Origin of the sequence: Dialister sp. i34-0019-2H8 (assembly GCF_042846925.1) — a bacterium.
Taxonomy (GTDB): Bacteria; Bacillota; Negativicutes; order Veillonellales; family Dialisteraceae; genus Dialister.
Genome location: NZ_BAABYQ010000001.1, coordinates 26,270 through 45,000, shown reverse-complemented (window position 1 = coordinate 45,000; position 18,731 = coordinate 26,270). Strand labels below are relative to the sequence as shown.

Below are 18,731 nucleotides of genomic sequence, written 5' to 3'. Positions count from 1 at the left end.
GCGCCGCACCACCCCCATTGACCCCTCTGAACCCTTAGAACCTTCTGAACCTATTTAACCTACTGAATGGTGGAGGTCCCGTTTTGAGAGCTGCCCATGCTGTCCGTTTAACCGCGCTCTCATTCTTGCCCGCCCGGCTCGATTTCCTATATAATGAAGACAAAGAGCAAGGCGCTCCGAATTCATGATAAAGGAGGAAGGAAGATGAAGTACGCAAAGAAACCGATGGCCCTCATTCTGTCGCTCGTCCTGTGCATGGGCCTCTCTGCCTGCGGAAACGATCCGCCGAAGCCGCCGCCCGATTCGTTTGAAGGTATGGTAAAAGAGTCGAAGATTTCCGAAGAGAGCAGCCGCTATCTGGGAAGCTGGCAGGGCGAAGAAGAGAACCGTCTTGAGATCGAGAAGAGCGGTGAGACAGAAGAAGTGCGCGTCGCACTCTATGATGCCAAAGGAGACATCTATGCCAGCGGCTACCTGCAGCCTGTCAAGAAATATGGAGCAGACTATTTCTACAATGAACACGACGGCATGGCGCACCGCACTTGGATCGACAGCGAGAACAGCGATGTCCTCCGTATGGACGCCTTCGGTATCTTCACGAGAGCGATAGAAGGCGCGGAGGAAGAGAGCTTTGATTTCCAGCCGCTGGAAGGCACTTGGGCGATGGATGGAGAGAAAAATCCCAAGAGTGTGCTGGATATCGATGACGAAGGCGGCTGGCACCTGCGCGAACGGCCAGGGAAGAAAGGCAAATTCAAAGAAGTGGACAGCGGCACCCTGCGCGCGAAAGGCGAAGGCCGCTTCGAAGCCGTCTCTGACGATCACGAAGGCGTCGTGTACGACATGACCGTTGTCGATAAAAAGACACTCTACTGGGGCGGAGAAAACGATCATTATCAGAAGATGAAATAGCAAAAAGCCATGGGCGGGCATGTCCATGGCTTTTATGATGGTTTTTGAAAATCCGTGCAAAGAGGTGTAAGGCTTGAATACCACTTTGGGGCATCACCATTTACAAAAATCGGCGCAAAGCGCCGCACTTGAGACGCTTTTCCCCAGGCTCTTTCATACCGCCTGTGCCCTATCCGCCCCTTCGGGGCACCTTCCCCTCGAGGGGAAGGCTGACGATACGAGAATACCGTCATCTAAAATGCGGCGAAGCCGCCACCGGAACCCGTAGGGATAAGTACTAGGGATTAGGGATTGGGGATTAGACTGGAAGACTGAGAGACATCAGACACCTGACTTTTATCCTCCAGCCTTCGGGCATCGCCGTTTATAAAAATCGACGGACTATTCAACATAGCACGCTATACCGCTAGCATGCCCCCATTGCCTTCGGCACTTCCCCCGAAGGGGGACGCAAGACGTTACGCAGCTAACGATTTCCTTAACTTAATAGCATTACCCCTCTAGGGGAAGGGGGACCGCGTCAGCGGTGGATAGGGTGCTTTCGTAAGCGACGCACTTGAGACGCTCCTTCCCGCTCTCTTTCATACCGCTAGTGCCCTATCCGCCCCTTCGAGGCACCTTCCCCTTGAGGGGAAGGCTGACGATACGGGAATACCGTCATCTAACATGCTTCGAAGCCGCCACCCGAACCCCAAACCCGCCAACAAAAAAGCGAACCCCTTTCGAGGTTCGCTTTTTTTATGCCGCTGTCCGTTTATTTTTCATCTCTATGCTTGATGGCTGCTTCGATGAGGCCGCGGAAGAGCGGGTGCGGACGGTTCGGGCGGCTCTTGAATTCCGGATGAGCCTGGGTGGCTTCGAAGTACGGATGATCCTTGAGCTCGATCGTTTCGACGAGGCGTCCGTCCGGGCTGGTGCCGCAGATGATGAGGCCTGCTTTTTCAAGCTCCGGACGAAGGGCATTGGAGACTTCGTATCTATGGCGATGACGTTCGTAGACGATCTCCTGACCGCCGTAGAGTTCTCTGGCTTTGCTGCCTTCCTTGAGCTTGCACGGATAGATGCCAAGGCGCATGGTGCCGCCTTTTTCGGTGACGTCTTCCTGGTCTGGCATGAGGTCGATGACAGGGTACTGGGTGTCCGGGATGAATTCGGAGGAGTTTGCACCGGTCATGCCGCATACATTTCTGGCAAATTCAATGACAGCGCACTGCATACCGAGGCAGAGGCCGAGGAACGGGATCTTATTGACTCGCGCATATTTGATGGTGTCGATCTTGCCTTCGACGCCGCGGTAGCCGAAGCCGCCGGGGACGACGATGCCGTCGATGCCCTGGAAGACTTCGCGAAGATCCGGTTTCTCTTCTTCGAGGACTTCGGAATTGATCCAGTGGACCTTGACCTTGTTGCCGAAGGCGTAGCCGGCGTGAGACAGAGATTCGACGACGGAGAGGTAGGCGTCATGGAGTTCGACATATTTCCCAACGAGAGCGATGTTGAGTTCTTTGTCAGAGGAAACAATGCGGTCCACCATCGCTTTCCAGTCTTCCATGTCGCACTTGGTGTCTTCCATACCAAGCTTCTGGAGGACGATGTGATCGAGGCCTTCTTCCTGCAGGAGAAGCGGTACTTCATAGATGCTCTTGGCAGTGAGGTTATTGATGACGGCTTCGGGTTCTACATCGCAGAACATGCCGATCTTTCTCTTCATATCCGGAGAGAGCGCCTTCACGGTACGGCAGACGATAACGTCCGGCTGGATGCCGATGGAGCGCAGCTCCTTGACGGAGTGCTGGGTCGGCTTTGTCTTGAGTTCGTCAGCGGCTTCGATGTATGGTACGAGTGTGACGTGAATATAGATGACGTCATTTCGATTCGGTACGTCTTTCTTAACCTGACGGATGGCTTCGAGGAATGGCAGGGACTCGATATCACCGACGGTGCCGCCGATCTCCGTGATAACGATGTCTGCATTGTCATTTCTGCCGACACGGAGCACGCGGTCTTTGATCTCGTTCGTGATATGCGGGATGACCTGAATGGTGGAGCCTAGGTATTCGCCCTTTCTTTCTTTGTTGATGACAGCCTGATAGACCTTGCCTGTGGTGACATTGGATGCCTTGGACAGATTTTCATCGATGAATCTTTCGTAATGACCGAGATCCAGATCGGTTTCCGCGCCGTCATCGGTGACGAAGACCTCGCCGTGCTGGTACGGGCTCATGGTGCCCGGGTCGATATTGATGTAAGGGTCGAATTTCTGAATGGTGACTTTGTAGCCTCTGTTCTTCAGCAGTCTGCCCAGGGATGCAGCGGTGATGCCTTTGCCCAGGGATGAAACGACGCCGCCTGTTACGAAGATGTATTTTGTCATGGGACCTCCTTTGAGATAGGGTGGATGGGAAGAGTGACTGGTCGCTGGTGACCAGAAAATGAGCTGTGATAGGTTCAGCAGGTGCAGCGCGGCGCATCCTATGACGCCGCGAAGCATTTGAACCTGTGAAGCCTATCCTTTCCTTACATTTTTTCCGGAGCGGTAATGCCTAAGATGGTGAGGGCGTGGACCAGGACGTACTGGACGGCGGTGATGAGACCGAGGCGCGCCTGCGTGACTTCGCTATCTACACCAAGGATACGGCATTCTCTATAGAAATGATGGAAGAGGGCTGCCAGCTCGTACGCATATTTGGCGATACGCTGCGGAGCTCTTTCTTTCGCGGCTCCATCGATGAGCTGGTGGTAGTTTTCCATCTTTTTGATCAGATCCATTTCACATTCTTCTTTGAGGTAGGTGAAATCGACGCCAGTGAACTGGGGATCCCAGGTGACCTTGGCTTCCTTCGCCTGACGGAAGAGGCTGTGAATGCGGGCATTCGCATACTGGATGTAATAGACCGGGTTATCGCTGGACTGTTTCTTTGCCAGGTCGATATCGAAGTCCATCTGGGAGTCCAGTGTGCGGGCGCAGAAGAAATAGCGCGCTGCATCGGTGCCGACTTCTTCCATCAGCTCGCGCAGCGATACGGCCTGTCCGGTACGCTTGGACATTTTGACCGGCTGTCCGTCGCGGAGAAGTGTCACCATCTGGAGCAGCATGATCTCGAAATCATCCGGGTTGTAGCCCAAAAATTTCATGGCTGTCTTCAGACGGATGATGTAGCCATGGTGATCCGCTCCCCAGATATCGATGAGCTTGTTGTAGCCGCGGCGGATCTTATTTCCTACATAGGCGATATCGGAGCAGAAATAAGTCGGCACGCCATTCGTGCGGATGACCACGCGGTCCTTGTCATCGCCGTTCTTTGTGGTGCGGAGCCAGAGAGCGCCGTCCTTCTCGTACATATTGTCTTCGTCCTTCAGGACTTTGAGCGCTTCATTCACCTGATCCGGATAGAGAGATCTTTCGGAGAACCAATTGTCGAAGTCGACGTGGAATTCCTGCAGATCCTTCTTGAGGTCTGCGAGCTTTTCCTGAAGGCCGAGCTCTTTGAAGATCTCCAGACGTTCTTTCTCATCCATATCGAGGTACTTCTTGCCATCCTTGGCAAGGATATTTTTCGCTGTATCGATGATATCCTGTCCATGGTAGCCGTCTTCCGGGATCTCGGCATCCAGACCGCAGAGCTGAAGATAGCGTGCATTGATGGATTCCGCCAGATGATCGATCTGGTTGCCGGCATCATTCACATAGTATTCCGACAGTACATCATAGCCGGCCGCGCGCAGCAGATTCACCATCGCTGAGCCATAGGCAGCACCTCTGGCGTGTCCGATGTGGAGAAGGCCGGTCGGATTTGCCGAGACATACTCGACAAGGATGCGGTCTTTTTTATTTTTCGGCAGATCCCCGTAGGAAGGGCCAGCCTTCAGGATCTGCTTCAGCTCGCTGTACACCGTATCTGCGGCAAGGTAGAAATTGATGAAGCCGGCACCCGCGATCTCCGTCCGAGTGACCAGCGGTGTGTCCAGATGCTTCACGATGGATTCTGCGATCATGCGCGGTGCTTTGTGAGCTGTTCTCGCCCACTGCATAGCCGCATTGGTGGAATAATCACCAAATTCCTTGGATTTCGGCACTTCCAGACGCTGTACAGCCGCGTAATCGCCCTCCGGCAGTTCACCGGCAGCGATGGCTGCCTCTTTCGCTTTCTCAATGATTTCTTTCAGTTCTTCTCTGACTTCCATGAATCCTCCGGATCCTCCCGAACTTCTACAATAATTTCATTCAAATGGTTAAACAGGCCTTTCAGCTCCACATCATAGGAAAGGCGCATACGTCCCTTTCCCGCCTCGATCGAGTCTTCGATCTCGCGCGTCACGACGTAGATATCCATCGTGCCCATCGGGGTCTCGTACAGGGAGTGGTTCTTCTCTCCGATGCGGTAGACCTGCTCCTGCAGGAAGCTGCCGTCTCGGATGAGGCGCACGTGGTCTTTGTGGATCTCCAGCGTGGTCGTCGTCCCTTCCATGCCGGCCAGCTTGGTCTCCTCATAGGAAACGTACTTCATGCCGTCCTTCTCGCCATAGATGCCCGGCGTTTCCAGGGTGATTTTCTCATCCTTTCCCGCCTCATTCCGCTGCAGAGAAGTGACATTGATGATGACCTTTTTTTCCAAGACTGACCGCCCCCCTTGTTCTATTTATAATCCTATTTATTATATCATAGAAAGCCGCCTTTTCTAAGAGCTTCTACGAATTTCCATGACTACTTATTGTAGCGTAGTTTTGGGCGGCGGTCAAGGAGGGAGGGTTCAGGGTTCAGGGTTGTGGTGGCGGCTTCGCCGCAAGTATAAATAGGGCAATGCCCTAAGATGGTGGGTGATGCGGTATCCTAGCATCGTCATTCCGAACGAAGCGAGAAATCTTTGTCATTCGCAGTCAGGCGGTCGATATCAGGGAATCCAAAACGAGAAACCTGCTTATCCGCAGACCTTCGGGCATCGCCATTATTTATACTCTGCGGCGCTTCTATATTCTGATGCGCCGCACCGCCATTTCGCATTTCTCATTTCTAATTTCTCATTCAAGCAAAGCTTTCATCTCCAGTCAAGGGGCAGCACGCCCCACAGGCTAGCCCTGAACCTTGAACCCTGAACCCTTGAACCACCAATACAAAATCCCGCCGGAGTGACTCCGACGGGATCTTTTCCCCATTATACTTCTGCCTTTTTCCCGATGCGGCGTTCCTTATACGCCGCGAGTCTGGCATCGCGGATCTCAAGATGTCCGAAGTATTTCTTCGTCTCAGAAACGATGACGCCCGAAAGCCCGAGAAGGGCGATGAGGTTTGGAATGGCCATGAGGCCGTTTACGATATCAGCCAGCGCCCAGATGGCTTCCAGCTTCAGGAAGACTGCGGAAGCCAGCACGGCGATGTAGCACACGCGGTACACAGGGATGGTCTTTGTGCCGAAGAGGTATTCCCAGCAGCGTTCCCCATAGTAGTTCCAGCCGATGATGGTGGTGAAAGCAAAGAGCGTTAAGGAGATCGTCAGAAGGAAGGGAGCAAAGACGCCGTAGGTCGTCGCAAAAGCCGCCTGCGTGAGCTCGGCGCCATTGAGCTCTCCCAGCCACTGGCCGGACACGATGATGGTGAGGCCGGTCATGGTGCAGATGATGATGGTATCGATGAAGGTGCCTGTCATGGAGATCAGTCCCTGCTCGGCCGGCCACTTGGTCTTTGCTGCCGCCGCTACGATCGGCGCAGAGCCGAGACCGGACTCATTCGAGTACAGGCCGCGGGCAATACCGCTTCGAAGGACGAGCATGACGCCGGCGCCTGCGAAGCCGCCAGCCGCTGCGGTACCATTGAAGGCTCCGTCGATGACGAGAGCGATCGCATGCGGCAGTTCACCCGCATTGAGGCCGAGGAAGATCACAGTGACGATGAAATAAACGACTGCCATCGCCGGAACGATCTTGGAGGCTGTCTTGGAGATCGATTTCAAGCCGCCAAAAGTGATGATCGCGACAAGGACCGTGATGACGGCGCAGGTGATGTATGTGGAAACCCCGAATCCAGCCTGCACGGAAGCCGTGATCGCATTCATCTGCGTGGTCGTACCACTGCCGAGCATGGCCGTCATGATGCCGAAGATGGCAAAAGCGACAGCGAGAGGCTTCCATTTCTTGCCAAGACCCATTTCGATATAGTACATCGGGCCGCCGGCAATATTGCCCTGGTCATCCACCCCTCTGTACTTGACCGCGAGGCAGCCTTCCGCATACTTGGTCGCCATGCCGAAAAAAGCGGCAAGCCACATCCAGAAGAGCGCGCCCGGGCCGCCGAGCTTGATCGCCGTCGCTACGCCGACGATGTTTCCCGTACCGACCGTCGCAGCGAGCGCCGTGCAGAGCGCCTTGAAGCTGTCGATATCGCCATCGCCCTTGTTTCTTGCAAAGAAGATCAGCTTCAGTGCGCGCGGCAGTTTCAATACCTGCAGGAGCGAGAGCCGGCAGGTCAGCAGTACCCCGGTGCCAACGAGAAGCACCAGAAGCCATGGCCCCCACACGAGCCCGTCGATCTGGTTCAAAATATCTGTCATCATGTTTCCTCCTATTTTCCCTTTCTCTGAAAAGAGTGAGCGCCCCAAGGGTCGCCTGTGAACCTAAGGAAACGCTGATTAAATCGCAGAGTCAGATTTCATAAGAATTTTTATACACTGCTTCGTCATTATTCTCCTTAAATAGCGCGCTATTCGCGTCGAATCATTCCTTGCATTTTATAAAAATTCAAGAATGAAATCTGGCAACGATTTAATCAGTGTTTCCCTAAAAAGCCGGTTCTGTATAAAATAAAAACAGAACCGGCTTCATGAGCTTTCCTCATGAAATCGGCTCTGTCCTTTGGCCTGAGAGATTACAGCGTTTCCGCCTATGCCCCTTCGGCTCTCATTGAAGAGATCTCCAGAGATCTGTCCCCATGGAGTTTCGTGTTCACTGAACGCCTGATAGTGTTACTCCTTCGGCAGCCTCGGGCATTGCCCTCGGTCTTTTTCCCCATGGATCATCCAAGTCAGTATAGAGTTGTTATGTGTGTTTGGGTGACTAGTGACTGGTGGCTAGTGACTGGTGGCTGGCGACTTAAATGCCATCTTCGAGCATCGCCTTATTTATACTCCGCGGCGCTTCTGTTTTTATGCGCCGCACCACCATTTCTCATTTCTAATTTCTCATTCAAGAAAGGCTTTCAAACGGAACCAAAGGTGGCACACCCTACGGGATAGCCCTAAATCCTCTTATTCCATTTCCGCATCCTTCTCTGTCGCATTGACAGCCACAGCGACTGCTGCGTCGCCGGTGATATTGAGGCAGGTACGGAACATGTCGAGCACACGATCGATACCGGCTACCAGTGCCAGCCCTTCGAGCGGCAGACCGACAGACTGCAGGACCATCGCCAGCATGATGAGGCCGGCGCCCGGTACGCCTGCGGTACCGATGGAAGCCAGTGTCCCGGTCAGGACGATCATCAACATCTGATCAAAGGTCAGCGGGATACCGAAGACATTCGCGATGAAAAGGGAACAAACGCCCATGTAAAGAGCCGTCCCGTCCATATTGATGGTCGCGCCCAGCGGAAGGACGAAAGAAGCGATATCTCTCCTGACCCCCAGCTTCGTCTGGATATTTTTCATATTGACAGGAAGCGTACCGGCAGAAGAGCAGGTGGTGAAGCCGATCGCCATAGCTTCCGACATGCCGCGGAAGAATGTGAGCGGACTCATGTGTGCAGAGACACCGGCAAGCGTCGAGTATACACCGATGGCATGGATGCAGCAGCCGATCGCCATACAGAGGATGACCGATAAGAGCGGAAGCAGCACCTTCGGGCCATTCATGACGACGACCGGAAGCAGCAGGCAGAAGACGCCGATCGGTGCAAGACGCATGATCATGGCGATGATCTTGTAGCATACCTCAGCCATCGCATCGAAGAAGGAGATCAGGATCTCCGCACGCTTTCCGCCGACGGAAATGATACCCGCCCCGATGAAGAGCGCAAAGATAATGATCGGAAGGATGTCCGCCTTCGCCATGGAAGCGATCGGATTCGACGGGATCATTGCGACAAAGACCTGCATGATCGACGGCGCTTCCTTCACCTTCGGTGCTTCTGCCGTCGGCAGAGCCATGCCGATGCCCGGCTCGATCGCCATAGCGACGGCAAAGCCGATCACGATCGCGATCGCTGTCGTCACCATGTAAATGACGAGTGTCTTCACCCCGATGCGCCCCAGCTTCTTCATATCCCCCATGGATGTCATGCCCACGATGAGAGAACAGAAGACCACCGGAACGATCATCATTTTGATGAGATTGATAAACATGGTGCCGATCGGCGCGATCCACATCTTGACCGGAGCCGCCGCACCCTCTCCCAGCATCAGTCCTACCACCACAGATAAGACCAATGACAGGAAAATTTGAATAGATAGATTCATTTCTTCCCTCCTGCACCAGAGCGGCTGTCCCATGGACGCCATTGCCCTGACCTATTAAAATCAATGACTACATTATAGGCGCATCCATGCTGAATGACCAATAGATTTGTGAAATCATCCATATATTTTCATGTAATTCGTAATCCGATGTTTAATAAATTATATGATTTCATTCTCTTATGTTTTATATTATATAAATTTTGCCGTTTTTCTATATTTTTCAATTTTTATAATCATTTGTTTATTGATGTATACGCTCGCAATAGTTGGTGTGTACGCTTGTCTCGCCTCAAGGGGAGAGTGACCGGGACCGGCATGCCTCCCTCCCCCTTGCCAGAGAAGCACCGAGAAGCCGCTTCCCGAGCTCACGCTTTCTTTTATACAAAGCTCTTCATCCGCTGCCTGCTCCGCTCCTTGGGAAGGGCTCCATCAAAAAGGAGCAGCCGCCTGACGGCAGCTGCTCGCTCATTCCTAAGGGATTTCACTATATTTATTTTATACCTTATATATAGGCATCAGATCTTCTGTGCTTCTTCTGCTTCCGCAAGAGCTTCCTTGCGAGCCGCTGCCTTTTCCTTTTCGATCACAGCCTGGAAGGAGAAGACTTCTTCCTTGATGACCGGAGCGAGGACGAGGATGGAGATCAGGTTCGGGATCGCCATGAGGGCATTCGCGATATCGGAGAGGTTCCAAACCAGATCGAGGGTCTGGGTCGCACCGACATAAACTACCAGAGAGAAGACAACGCGGTAAATGATGTTGTACTTATGGGTACCAAAGAGATATTCCCAAGCCTTTTCACCATTGTATTCCCAACCGAGGATGGTGGAGTAAGCAAAGAGGATGATACCGATGGAAACGATATAAGAACCAATGACGCCGATATTGGAAGAGAATGCTGCCATGGTGAGTGCTACGCCGGTGAGCGGCTTGCCATCCGCGCCGACCATGCCGAGCACGCCGGAGGAGGCGATGGTAAGGCCGGTGATGGTGCAGACTACGATGGTATCGATGAAGGTACCGGTCATGGAGATGTAGCCCTGTCTTGCCGGGTGATCCGTGGTAGAAGCTGCGGCGGAAATCGCTGCCGAGCCAAGGCCGGCTTCATTGGAGAAGCAGCCGCGCGCTACGCCATAACGCATCGCATTCATGACGGAAACGGTGATGGTACCAACGACGCCGCCTTCGACAGCCGTAGGATCGAAAGCCATCATCACGATGAGGTAAAGGCCATGCGGAATGTTTTCGATGTTAAGAATGATGCAGGAGAGGCCAGCCAGGATGTAGAAAACGGCCATGCCGGGAACGACGACGGAAGAGACCTTGGAGATCGAAGTGATACCGCCGACGATGACAGCGAGGGTCATGACAGTCAGGACTGCGCCCACGATCTCATTCGATACGCCGAAGGTGGTGTTGATCGCGGTGGAGATCGAATTCGCCTGCGTCATGTTGCCGATACCGAAGGAAGCAAGGACAGCGAAGAGAGCGAAAGCAGTACCCAGGAAGAGGCCGGCTTTTTTGTTTTTGAAGCCGTTCTTCATGGTGAACATCGGGCCGCCCTTCATTTCACCCTTGGCATTCACTTCACGGAACTTGAAGCCGAGCATACATTCAGAGAACTTGGTCGTAAGGCCGAAGCATGCGGAGATCCACATCCAGACCAGAGCGCCCGGGCCGCCGGCGAACATTGCCGTCGCGACACCGACGATATTACCGGTACCGATGGTCGCAGCAAGCGCAGTCATCAGCGCAGAGAAAGGAGAAACGTCACCGCTTCCGACCTGGGTCGTGCGAGACTTCTTCGAAAAGATCATTTTTAATGCGTATGGCAGATTTCTCCAGGTCAGGAAACGCAGCTTCAGTGTCATGTAGACACCCGTACCGACCAGAAGACACAGCATGACAGGCCCCCATACGAAGCTGTCAAGCTCACCGACAAGTTGATTGATTTGCACCATATCCATTGTAAAATCCCCCTTGTTCCCGTAACTGTTCTTATTATGATAAGAAACAAAAAATCGCCGCACTCAGTCTTATGTTCGAAGAAGACTGAAGCTGGCGAATTCATGGTTCATGAAAACAAGGGAGTTACCCAAGTGCCAGCCCTGTCCTTTTGCCTGAGAGATTCAGGATTTCTACGGGTGAAATCCTTTAACACCTTCGGCCCTCGCATCTTTTCAGCGAGCTTCTCCAGAGTCGTGTCCGTACACAGTTTCGTGTTCTTACTGAACGCCTGATAGTGTTACTCCTTCGGCAGAAGATCATAAAGACCTTCATTTTTCAGTGTACATCATCCACCTATATGGTATGCGGCAACATACATTTTTCACTTGGGCTTTCCAGATTCTGAATTCCGAAGCCTCAAGTGATTTACCTAGATTATACACGATGAAAATCAAAATGCAACATGCGAATTTTGCCCATTTTTCATATTGTAAACCTTTTGCTATACTAAAGTTTCCCTCTTGCTCTTTTGGCGAAGATTTTCTGCATATTTACGATATATATATAATTTATGTGTTTTTTGTAGCTACTTATAATTAAATAAATTTCAATAGCTTTTGTACATCTATTTCGTTATAGAAATCAATTTACAAATTCATAAGAAATTATTATCACCACGAAGAGTTAGCGGTCACTCTCGTTTCGTATACGCGCTAAATGAGAATGAGAAAGCGAAATTTCTTACCCATTTCCCATACATTTCATTGAATAGAGAAGAAGATTCCAGACATTTTTATTTTCAAAGGCGGCTTCCCATGAAAAAAATTCTCGTCTTTCTCTTTGCGTTTCTTCTCCTCGTTGAATGCATCCGCGTCACCGGTCTCTTCCGACGGCTGCTTCAAAGGCATTCCCCTTGGGGGCAAGGGGAAGATCGCCGACCACTTCCCAGATAGCAAGTTAAAAGTCGTCTCCTCCTTCCCCACAGCCACAGGCTGCGGAGAAAGAGAAGACGACTTGGGGAGGATCTACACGCCAAAGTGACGGCTAGAGGAAGAGGATACCACTTGCGTCATCGGTCCCGTGAGCCCCCTCAGCATCCTATTTCTTCCCGTAGTACTTCTCGTATTTCGCCGTGAAGGCTTCCATGTACGCCTTGGCTTTTTCCAAATCCGCGGCGTCCGGGTGTTTGGCGGCTTCTTCTGTGGTCTTTTCCATTTCACCGGTGTTGTGAGCGCTGCCGACGGGCATCTTGCGCATCATGGCGATGAGGGCGGGGTCGACGGCCCCTTGGATGGCAAGGACGCCCATGATGGTATTTCCTTCAGAGAGGCAGGTCGCCGCATTCGCAAAGCCGGTATAGGCGTGCTCGGAGGCGGGACTTGCGCCCATGGTTTCAAAGAGGACGACTTTCTTCTTCGTAAGCGTGCGCAGGTATTCCTTGCTCTTTTCATCCGCCGTCCCCCGGTCCATCCAGTAGCCTACGAAAATCACGTCATAGCCGTCCGCCGCGGGTGCCGTTTCTACTTTAGAAATCGTGCTTCCATCCGGTGCTGCCGCATACAGGGCTTCGGCCACTTGGCGGGTATTTCCTGTGCGGCTCGAGTATACAATCAAAAATTTCATCATTCACCTCATATTCATCATGCCGCCCCAATGGGCTTTTTTCTTTGTGTCGGGTTTGCCAAAAAGCATGTAGTCCGCGGCGTGCATCATGCGACGGATCATCACACGGTACCAGTAGCGGCCACTACTCGTGTAGCGATAGACACCGCCCGCTTCCGTGACGAGGCCCCAGGATTTCCATATATCGAGAAGCGGCGTCAAGAGAAGGTCCGCCGGAAGGACGGTCTCTTTCGCAAGTCTTGCCGGCTCGATGACCCCCCGGTCGCCCGCACCTTCTATCGCTTTATAGAACGCGCGGTAACGGCTGCTTTGCCTTGCACCCATCGGGAGAAATTTTCCCATGCGGACCGCGGCGCTATACATCGCATCCGCCATCGGCTTCATGAGCCCCACGCCGCCGATTTGCCCGCCGCAGGCCATGCCGAGGGGCAGGATATCGCCCCCGCTAGAAGAGAGGGTATTGTACAAGCTTCGTTCCGCCGGATGCCATTTCCAGTGGGTGCAGGAAATATTGGCAGCACCGCTCCTTCCGAGTTCATCCTCAGCGGTGCGGAATAGACTTTGCAGTACAGCGATGTCTAAGCTCTTCCCCCATTTTTTGAATTGCTTTCCTAAAGGGGAATTGGGCAGGATGTGGAGCTGATAGAGGTCAAGCCCCGCCATACTGCATGCCTTGGCATCGCGGATGTCCGACCGCATCGTCTCTTCCGTCTCGCCGGGAAGGCCGTAAATCAAGTCAAGAATCATCAGGGCGTCTTTTTTTGCAAACGCCGAAAGTTTCTTTAACACCTCTTCTCGCGGGAGCGGCCGGCCGACAGCATTTCGAATCTTCGTATCAAAGGACTGCACGCCGAAACTGAAGCGGTTCACTCCGCAGGAAATCGCGGCATCCATTTTTTCTTCCGTCATGTCAGAAAGGCTCGACTCCATCGTGATTTCTGCGTCCTTTGTTAAAGGCAGCACCTCGTGAATGGCCTCCATGATAGAGGAAATATCCGCAGCAGATAAAATGCCCGGCGTGCCTCCGCCAAAGAAAATAGAGGAAATCTTTGACCTGGTAAGGTACGGGCGATTTTGCAGCGATTGTATTTCCTTTACAAGAAGATTCGCATACGCATGCTGCGCCGCTTCGTCCGCCTGCTTTTTGTAAAAAGCGCAATAGGTGCAGGACAGGCGGCAGAAGGGCACGTGGATGTAGACAGCCGAGGTCTTCGTCGGCTCGCCCTTTTCCCAGATGTCTTTCATGATGCCCGGCAGTTTGATGGGAGAAATCAGCGTTTCGTCCCGCGGAGAAAATGGCTCGTCCTGCCAGTCAATGTCCCAAGGCGAACGGCACACGCCGCCGCCCTTTGCAAAGATCGGCTCTTGGTAGAGTCTTTCGATATTTTTTTCGTAATCACTCATAGTTACTCCACACTCTCAGAATGGTTGGCGGTTGGTGGTTGGCGGTACTTGATTCTTGGTTCTCAAGCGGTATCGGCTAACCTTAAATCCCTTCAGAACCCCTGACAACCACCAACCAGCACCAGCCCCCTTAGAACTAATGCTATTAAGTTAAGCGGAAGAACGTTCTTGGCTCCCCATCGGGGGAGCTCCCCGAAGGGGTTGTGCAAGCGAACTGGATTTTTAGGAGTGAAGCGACGCGAAAATCCAGTGAGACGCCATTTCGAACGAAGTGAGATGAGGGGGCTACGTAGTGGTATTGCATGAAAGTGTTGGAATATCGATAGCATCGGACTATTCAACATAGTACGCTATACCGCTAGCATGCCCCTATTGCCTTCGGCACTTCCCCCGAAGGGGGAAGCAAGTCATTACGGCGCTAACAATTTCCTTAACTTAACAGCATTACCCTTAGAACCTCATCTCCGGATACACCTGACCGGCCATGCAGCGGATGGCTTTGGGGTAGTCGATGCCGGGGCTTGAGAGGAAGAGGTTTTGCGGGAGAAAGTAGACACGGCCTTCTTTGACGGCCCGCAGCTCCTGCCAGGCGGGCTGGTTTAGAAGGGATTCTTCAAAGACTTTTTTCTCCTGCCCTGGTGTGACCATGGTGGTCAAGAAGAGGATATCCGGGTCCTTCTTCATAAGGTCTTCCATGCTGAAGGGCATCATGTGCATCTCGGAGGCGCCTTCTTTGGCAAAGACATTTTGGAAATGGAGAATTTTTGCGGTCTCTGTCGCAATCGTTCCTTCTTTCGCAAACATCACGGCGTGCGCCGCACCAAAGATGACGGCGCAGGTCATGCCCTTGTCCGGCACTTTTTGGGACAGTGCGTCGATTTCCTTTTGGAACTCTTTCGAGGCCTTCGCACCTTCTTCTGTGTGTCCGGAGACATCCCCCATGATTTCTATCGCTTGCGCCACTTCGTCTTTCGTCGAAATCGATAGCAGCACAAGAAGAATGTGATTCGCTTCTAGTGACGATGCCAGCGGATTGTGCAAGCCTTTAAGGCCAATGACAAGATCCGGCTTTTCTCCAATGAGTTTCTCCATATTGATCTGATAGGAGTAGCCGAGATTCACTTTTCCCTTCGCGTAGTCCGGCGCGTCCAGCGAGGGCGAGCTGCCATAGGCCACGAAATCTCCGCCCGCGGCGTGCATGATATTGAGAAACGCCGGGGAGAGCAGCACAATTTTTTCCGGCTTCTTCGTGAGGACGATTTCCTTTCCCGTCGTGTCATGAAGCGAGTAAAACGCCGCAGGCGGGGGCGGCGTGGCTTCCTTGCCACAGCCCGCCGAAAGGAGGCAAAGTCCTGCCAAAAGACCAATCAGAAATGGTTTCATTTCTTTGCCCTCTTAGAATTTGTGCTCCCAGCCGATGGACCAGAAGCGGCCGTCCAAGTCGCAGTCCACATCTTTCTTATCAAAGATGTTTTGTACGCTGCCATAGAAGCGGGTGTCTTTATTCACCTTGCGAGTCAGTGAGAAATTCGTCAAACTGTAGGATTTCTTGACGCTTTCGCCGCCCTCCCATGCCTTTCCGGTGACGAATTTATAGTCGAGCTGATTCCACAGCACCGCGCTCCATCCGGTGTCTTTGTGATCATCATAAATCAGCTGATAAATCTGTGACAGTCTTGCGCGCTGTGTCAGATCTTTCCCAGCGCTCGTGTCTTTTGCGTCGAGAAGTGTCGAGGTCACTTTGAATTCGAGGGTATCATTGAAGCGATACCCCAAGGTATTTTCCAATCCCTTGATGCGCGCTTTATTGACATTTTCATAGCGATAGAGATTGTGTCCATTGCTGTCTTTCCCTTTGGGGATACTTGCAATCAAATTGTCGACATCATTATCGAAATAGGTCAAAGAGCCGTAGCCTTTCCCAAATTCCGCTTCGACGCCCAAGTCCCAGCTCTTCGATTTCTCCGGCTTCAAGTTTGGATTTCCTGTAAGATGGACCCAATTCCCGGGTCCCATTTGCATGGCAAGATCATAGTAAAGCTGCGACACGGACGGGGCCTTGAAGCCGTCACCGTAATTGGCTTTGATGCGGAAATGGTCCGTCGCATTGTACGTCACGCCAATTTTCGGAGAGGTGTGACTGCCATACGCACTATGATGGTCGTAGCGGATGGCCGGTACAATGAACCATTTCCCGTACTCGATTTCATCCTGCAAGTAGGCGGCGTAGGAGCTTAGCGTCTTTTCAGAAGAGGACTTGGTCGTGCCATTCTCTGTGATATTATGCACACCATCCCCATTGCTGCCAAGACCCGTGCCGGCGACTTTTTCTTTCACATACTCCGCACCAAAGGTCACGCGGTGATGATCATTGACACGGAGGCTATCTCTCCCTTCGATGGCCCACATATTGTGCTCATCATGATTGAAATCGTAAGTCCCATAGTGGCTTGTTACAAATCCCTTATAAGCCATCATGGACATCCTATCAGATGGATCCGGAATAGCCTGAAGTACCTTCTGACTCTTTGTCGTGTCCCAATTGAATTTACTCATGTACGCCTGGATTTGCCAGTCGTTTTTATCCGTCTTCCCATTCCAGCTGATGCCATAATTTTTCTGCTTATAGTCTTTGGTGCCGACGCCATCGATCTTTGCCTGTCCCTTTAATGTCATAGGTCCCATCTTAACAGGGAAATCTTTAAGTACGGCCTCCCCCATATCGGTTTTCAAGTGCTGACTATAGTAATCCATGTACGCATTGACATAGCTATGGTCATTCACATAGTAATTGAGAGATGCGTTGTAGGTCTGCGCCGTCCCGTAGGGGTCGGACTCCGTCGCCGTATCGAGCATGCTGCGGTTGATTTTATTAAAGCGGGCATCCAAAGTCATGGAGAAATTTCCGATGCGCCCAGTGTCAGCATGCCACCAGTGGCTCGTGTCTTCGGAGGTGTGTTCAAGGCCGGTCAAAAGGGTCTGCTCTTTTGACGGTTTCGTGATAATATTCAAAACACCGCCCATGGCTTCCGAGCCATACAGAGCAGACGAAGGACCGCGAACGATTTCAATTTTTTCCACATCGTTGATATTGATGCGATCAAGCGACATCGCATTGCCCAGTCCGCTGGCATCAGCTTCATTGGAAATACGACGCCCATTTACCATGACGAGGGAGTGCTTCGTTTCCATCCCGCGGATGATGATATCATGCCCGCCGCCACGGACTTTGGATTTCTGGAAAATATTTGCATACATAGAGAGAGCATTCCGTACGCTCGTTGCTCCGCCCCGTTTGATATCCTCCTGTGTGATGACCTGCGTCGAGGCTGGGACTTTCTTTACATCGTTTTCCGTACGCGTCGCGGTGACGACGACTTCATCAAAGGAGTAGACGGGCAGCTCTTCGGCCTGTGCCGTTACCCCCCCCATGACAAAAACGGTGATGGCTGCCAGCAGCGCTTTTCTTTGTGCGGTTTTGGTCTTGTTCATAGGATTTCCTCATTTCCTGACAATAAAAAAATAGACCGACGAGGTCCTTTCCGTTTTCCCTTCCGCAAAGGACACTTGACATTAGCAGTGTATCACATTTTCTTGAAAATTCAAAGAAATATCAATTTATTATTTATTCTACGTTAATACATTGCACGCGGTTCCCGATTTTTTATTGGTTGGTGCTTGTTACCATCAATCAATAAAAAATCCCCTATCCTGTTGGAATTCAGAGGAACAGGATAGGGGGATGTCCCACTTCCTAGGGAAGTGAGGGGGGGCAACGATATGGATACAGGAGATGCTTTCGCACTCCTTCGAGAAAAAATACAGTGGCTAGGGATTAGGGTTAGCCCGTGGGGCATACCGCCCTTTGATTACGTGCAAAAGAGGTTCAGTGGGTTCTACGGGTTCAAAGGGGTCGGTGCGGCGCATTTCGTCATCCTGAGCGGAGAAAAACGTCGTATATGAGAGAATGGCTTATCTAAAGCATGAGAACTGAGTCGAAGAATCTAAGCGCCGCGGAGTTTTAAAATATGCGGTATTCACGAAAGATGGGAAACCTGTGAACCTTTTGAACCTTCAGAACCTGTTTCCCCTATGAGACTTCGTAAGCAGGGAATAAAAATAGTCTCTTTCAAACTTGTGGTGGCGGCTTCTCCGCTTTTTTAGAAAAGGCATCCCCCGTATCGTCATTTCGAGCGCAGCCGAGAAATCTTTCTTGCAAACCGTCAAACGTCGCTTGCTTGAAAGCCTTAAAGCGATGCATCGAGTCATCGTTTCCATAGAGGCTTATAAGAGCTGATTCCATTCTGCCATGGAGATCCCTCGACTTCGCTCGGGATGACAGCCCGGGGAAACCGCCAGTCCCCTTTCTAATCCCTAATCCCTTCTCTCTAAAACCTGCGG

At 52.0% G+C, this 18,731-nt stretch carries 13 protein-coding genes and 2 riboswitches; of the genes, 2 read left to right on the top strand and 11 right to left on the bottom strand.

What is annotated here, in order from left to right; translation table 11 throughout:
- Positions 1-204: 204 nt before the first annotated feature.
- A complete protein-coding gene (locus ACGG9R_RS00165; protein WP_390150044.1) occupies positions 205-912 on the top strand; it encodes a hypothetical protein in 708 nt (235 codons plus the stop codon).
- 754 nt (positions 913-1,666) lie between these two features.
- Here the strand turns inward: ACGG9R_RS00165 and ACGG9R_RS00160 are convergent.
- From ACGG9R_RS00160 to ACGG9R_RS00110, 11 genes are all read right to left on the bottom strand, one after another.
- Complete coding sequence (locus ACGG9R_RS00160; protein ID WP_390150041.1) at positions 1,667-3,286, bottom strand: CTP synthase; 1,620 nt, start codon at positions 3,284-3,286, stop codon at positions 1,667-1,669.
- A 143-nt stretch (positions 3,287-3,429) separates the two neighbouring features.
- Positions 3,430-5,097 carry an arginine--tRNA ligase gene (argS, locus tag ACGG9R_RS00155; RefSeq protein WP_390150038.1) on the bottom strand — a complete coding sequence of 556 codons (1,668 nt, stop codon included), beginning with the start codon at positions 5,095-5,097 and terminating at the stop codon, positions 3,430-3,432.
- Complete coding sequence (locus tag ACGG9R_RS00150; protein WP_022106333.1) at positions 5,076-5,528, bottom strand: DUF1934 domain-containing protein; 453 nt, start codon at positions 5,526-5,528, stop codon at positions 5,076-5,078. The genes argS and ACGG9R_RS00150 overlap by 22 nt, the downstream gene beginning before the upstream one ends.
- 224 nt (positions 5,529-5,752) lie before the next feature.
- A complete protein-coding gene (locus ACGG9R_RS00145) occupies positions 5,753-5,914 on the bottom strand; it encodes a hypothetical protein (protein ID WP_390150034.1) in 162 nt (53 codons plus the stop codon).
- Positions 5,915-6,065: 151 nt separating this feature from the next.
- Entirely contained in the window at positions 6,066-7,460 is a 1,395-nt protein-coding gene (locus ACGG9R_RS00140) for an alanine/glycine:cation symporter family protein (protein ID WP_390150031.1), read from the bottom strand.
- Between the two features lie 281 nt (positions 7,461-7,741).
- Positions 7,742-7,832: riboswitch (glycine riboswitch) on the bottom strand.
- A gap of 318 nt (positions 7,833-8,150) precedes the next feature.
- Complete coding sequence (locus ACGG9R_RS00135; protein ID WP_390150028.1) at positions 8,151-9,356, bottom strand: dicarboxylate/amino acid:cation symporter; 1,206 nt, start codon at positions 9,354-9,356, stop codon at positions 8,151-8,153.
- A 515-nt stretch (positions 9,357-9,871) separates the two neighbouring features.
- Positions 9,872-11,323, bottom strand: a complete 1,452-nt coding sequence (locus tag ACGG9R_RS00130; RefSeq protein ID WP_390150025.1) for an alanine/glycine:cation symporter family protein — start codon at positions 11,321-11,323, stop codon at positions 9,872-9,874.
- Between the two features lie 131 nt (positions 11,324-11,454).
- Positions 11,455-11,563, bottom strand: a riboswitch (glycine riboswitch).
- An 838-nt stretch (positions 11,564-12,401) separates the two neighbouring features.
- Entirely contained in the window at positions 12,402-12,926 is a 525-nt protein-coding gene (locus tag ACGG9R_RS00125; RefSeq protein WP_390150022.1) for a flavodoxin family protein, read from the bottom strand.
- A gap of 3 nt (positions 12,927-12,929) precedes the next feature.
- On the bottom strand, positions 12,930-14,330 hold the full coding sequence (locus ACGG9R_RS00120; protein ID WP_390150019.1) for a radical SAM protein: 1,401 nt from the start codon (positions 14,328-14,330) through the stop codon (positions 12,930-12,932).
- 450 nt (positions 14,331-14,780) lie between these two features.
- Positions 14,781-15,713, bottom strand: coding sequence for an ABC transporter substrate-binding protein (locus tag ACGG9R_RS00115; protein WP_390150016.1), 933 nt, complete (start codon positions 15,711-15,713; stop codon positions 14,781-14,783).
- A 12-nt stretch (positions 15,714-15,725) separates the two neighbouring features.
- On the bottom strand, positions 15,726-17,822 hold the full coding sequence (locus ACGG9R_RS00110; protein ID WP_390150013.1) for a TonB-dependent receptor plug domain-containing protein: 2,097 nt from the start codon (positions 17,820-17,822) through the stop codon (positions 15,726-15,728).
- Positions 17,823-18,110: 288 nt separating this feature from the next.
- On the opposite strand from ACGG9R_RS00110, the gene ACGG9R_RS00105 reads away from it, so the two are divergent.
- Positions 18,111-18,293 (top strand): hypothetical protein, encoded by a 183-nt coding sequence (locus ACGG9R_RS00105; protein ID WP_390150010.1) that lies wholly within the window; start codon positions 18,111-18,113, stop codon positions 18,291-18,293.
- Positions 18,294-18,731: the final 438 nt, after the last annotated feature.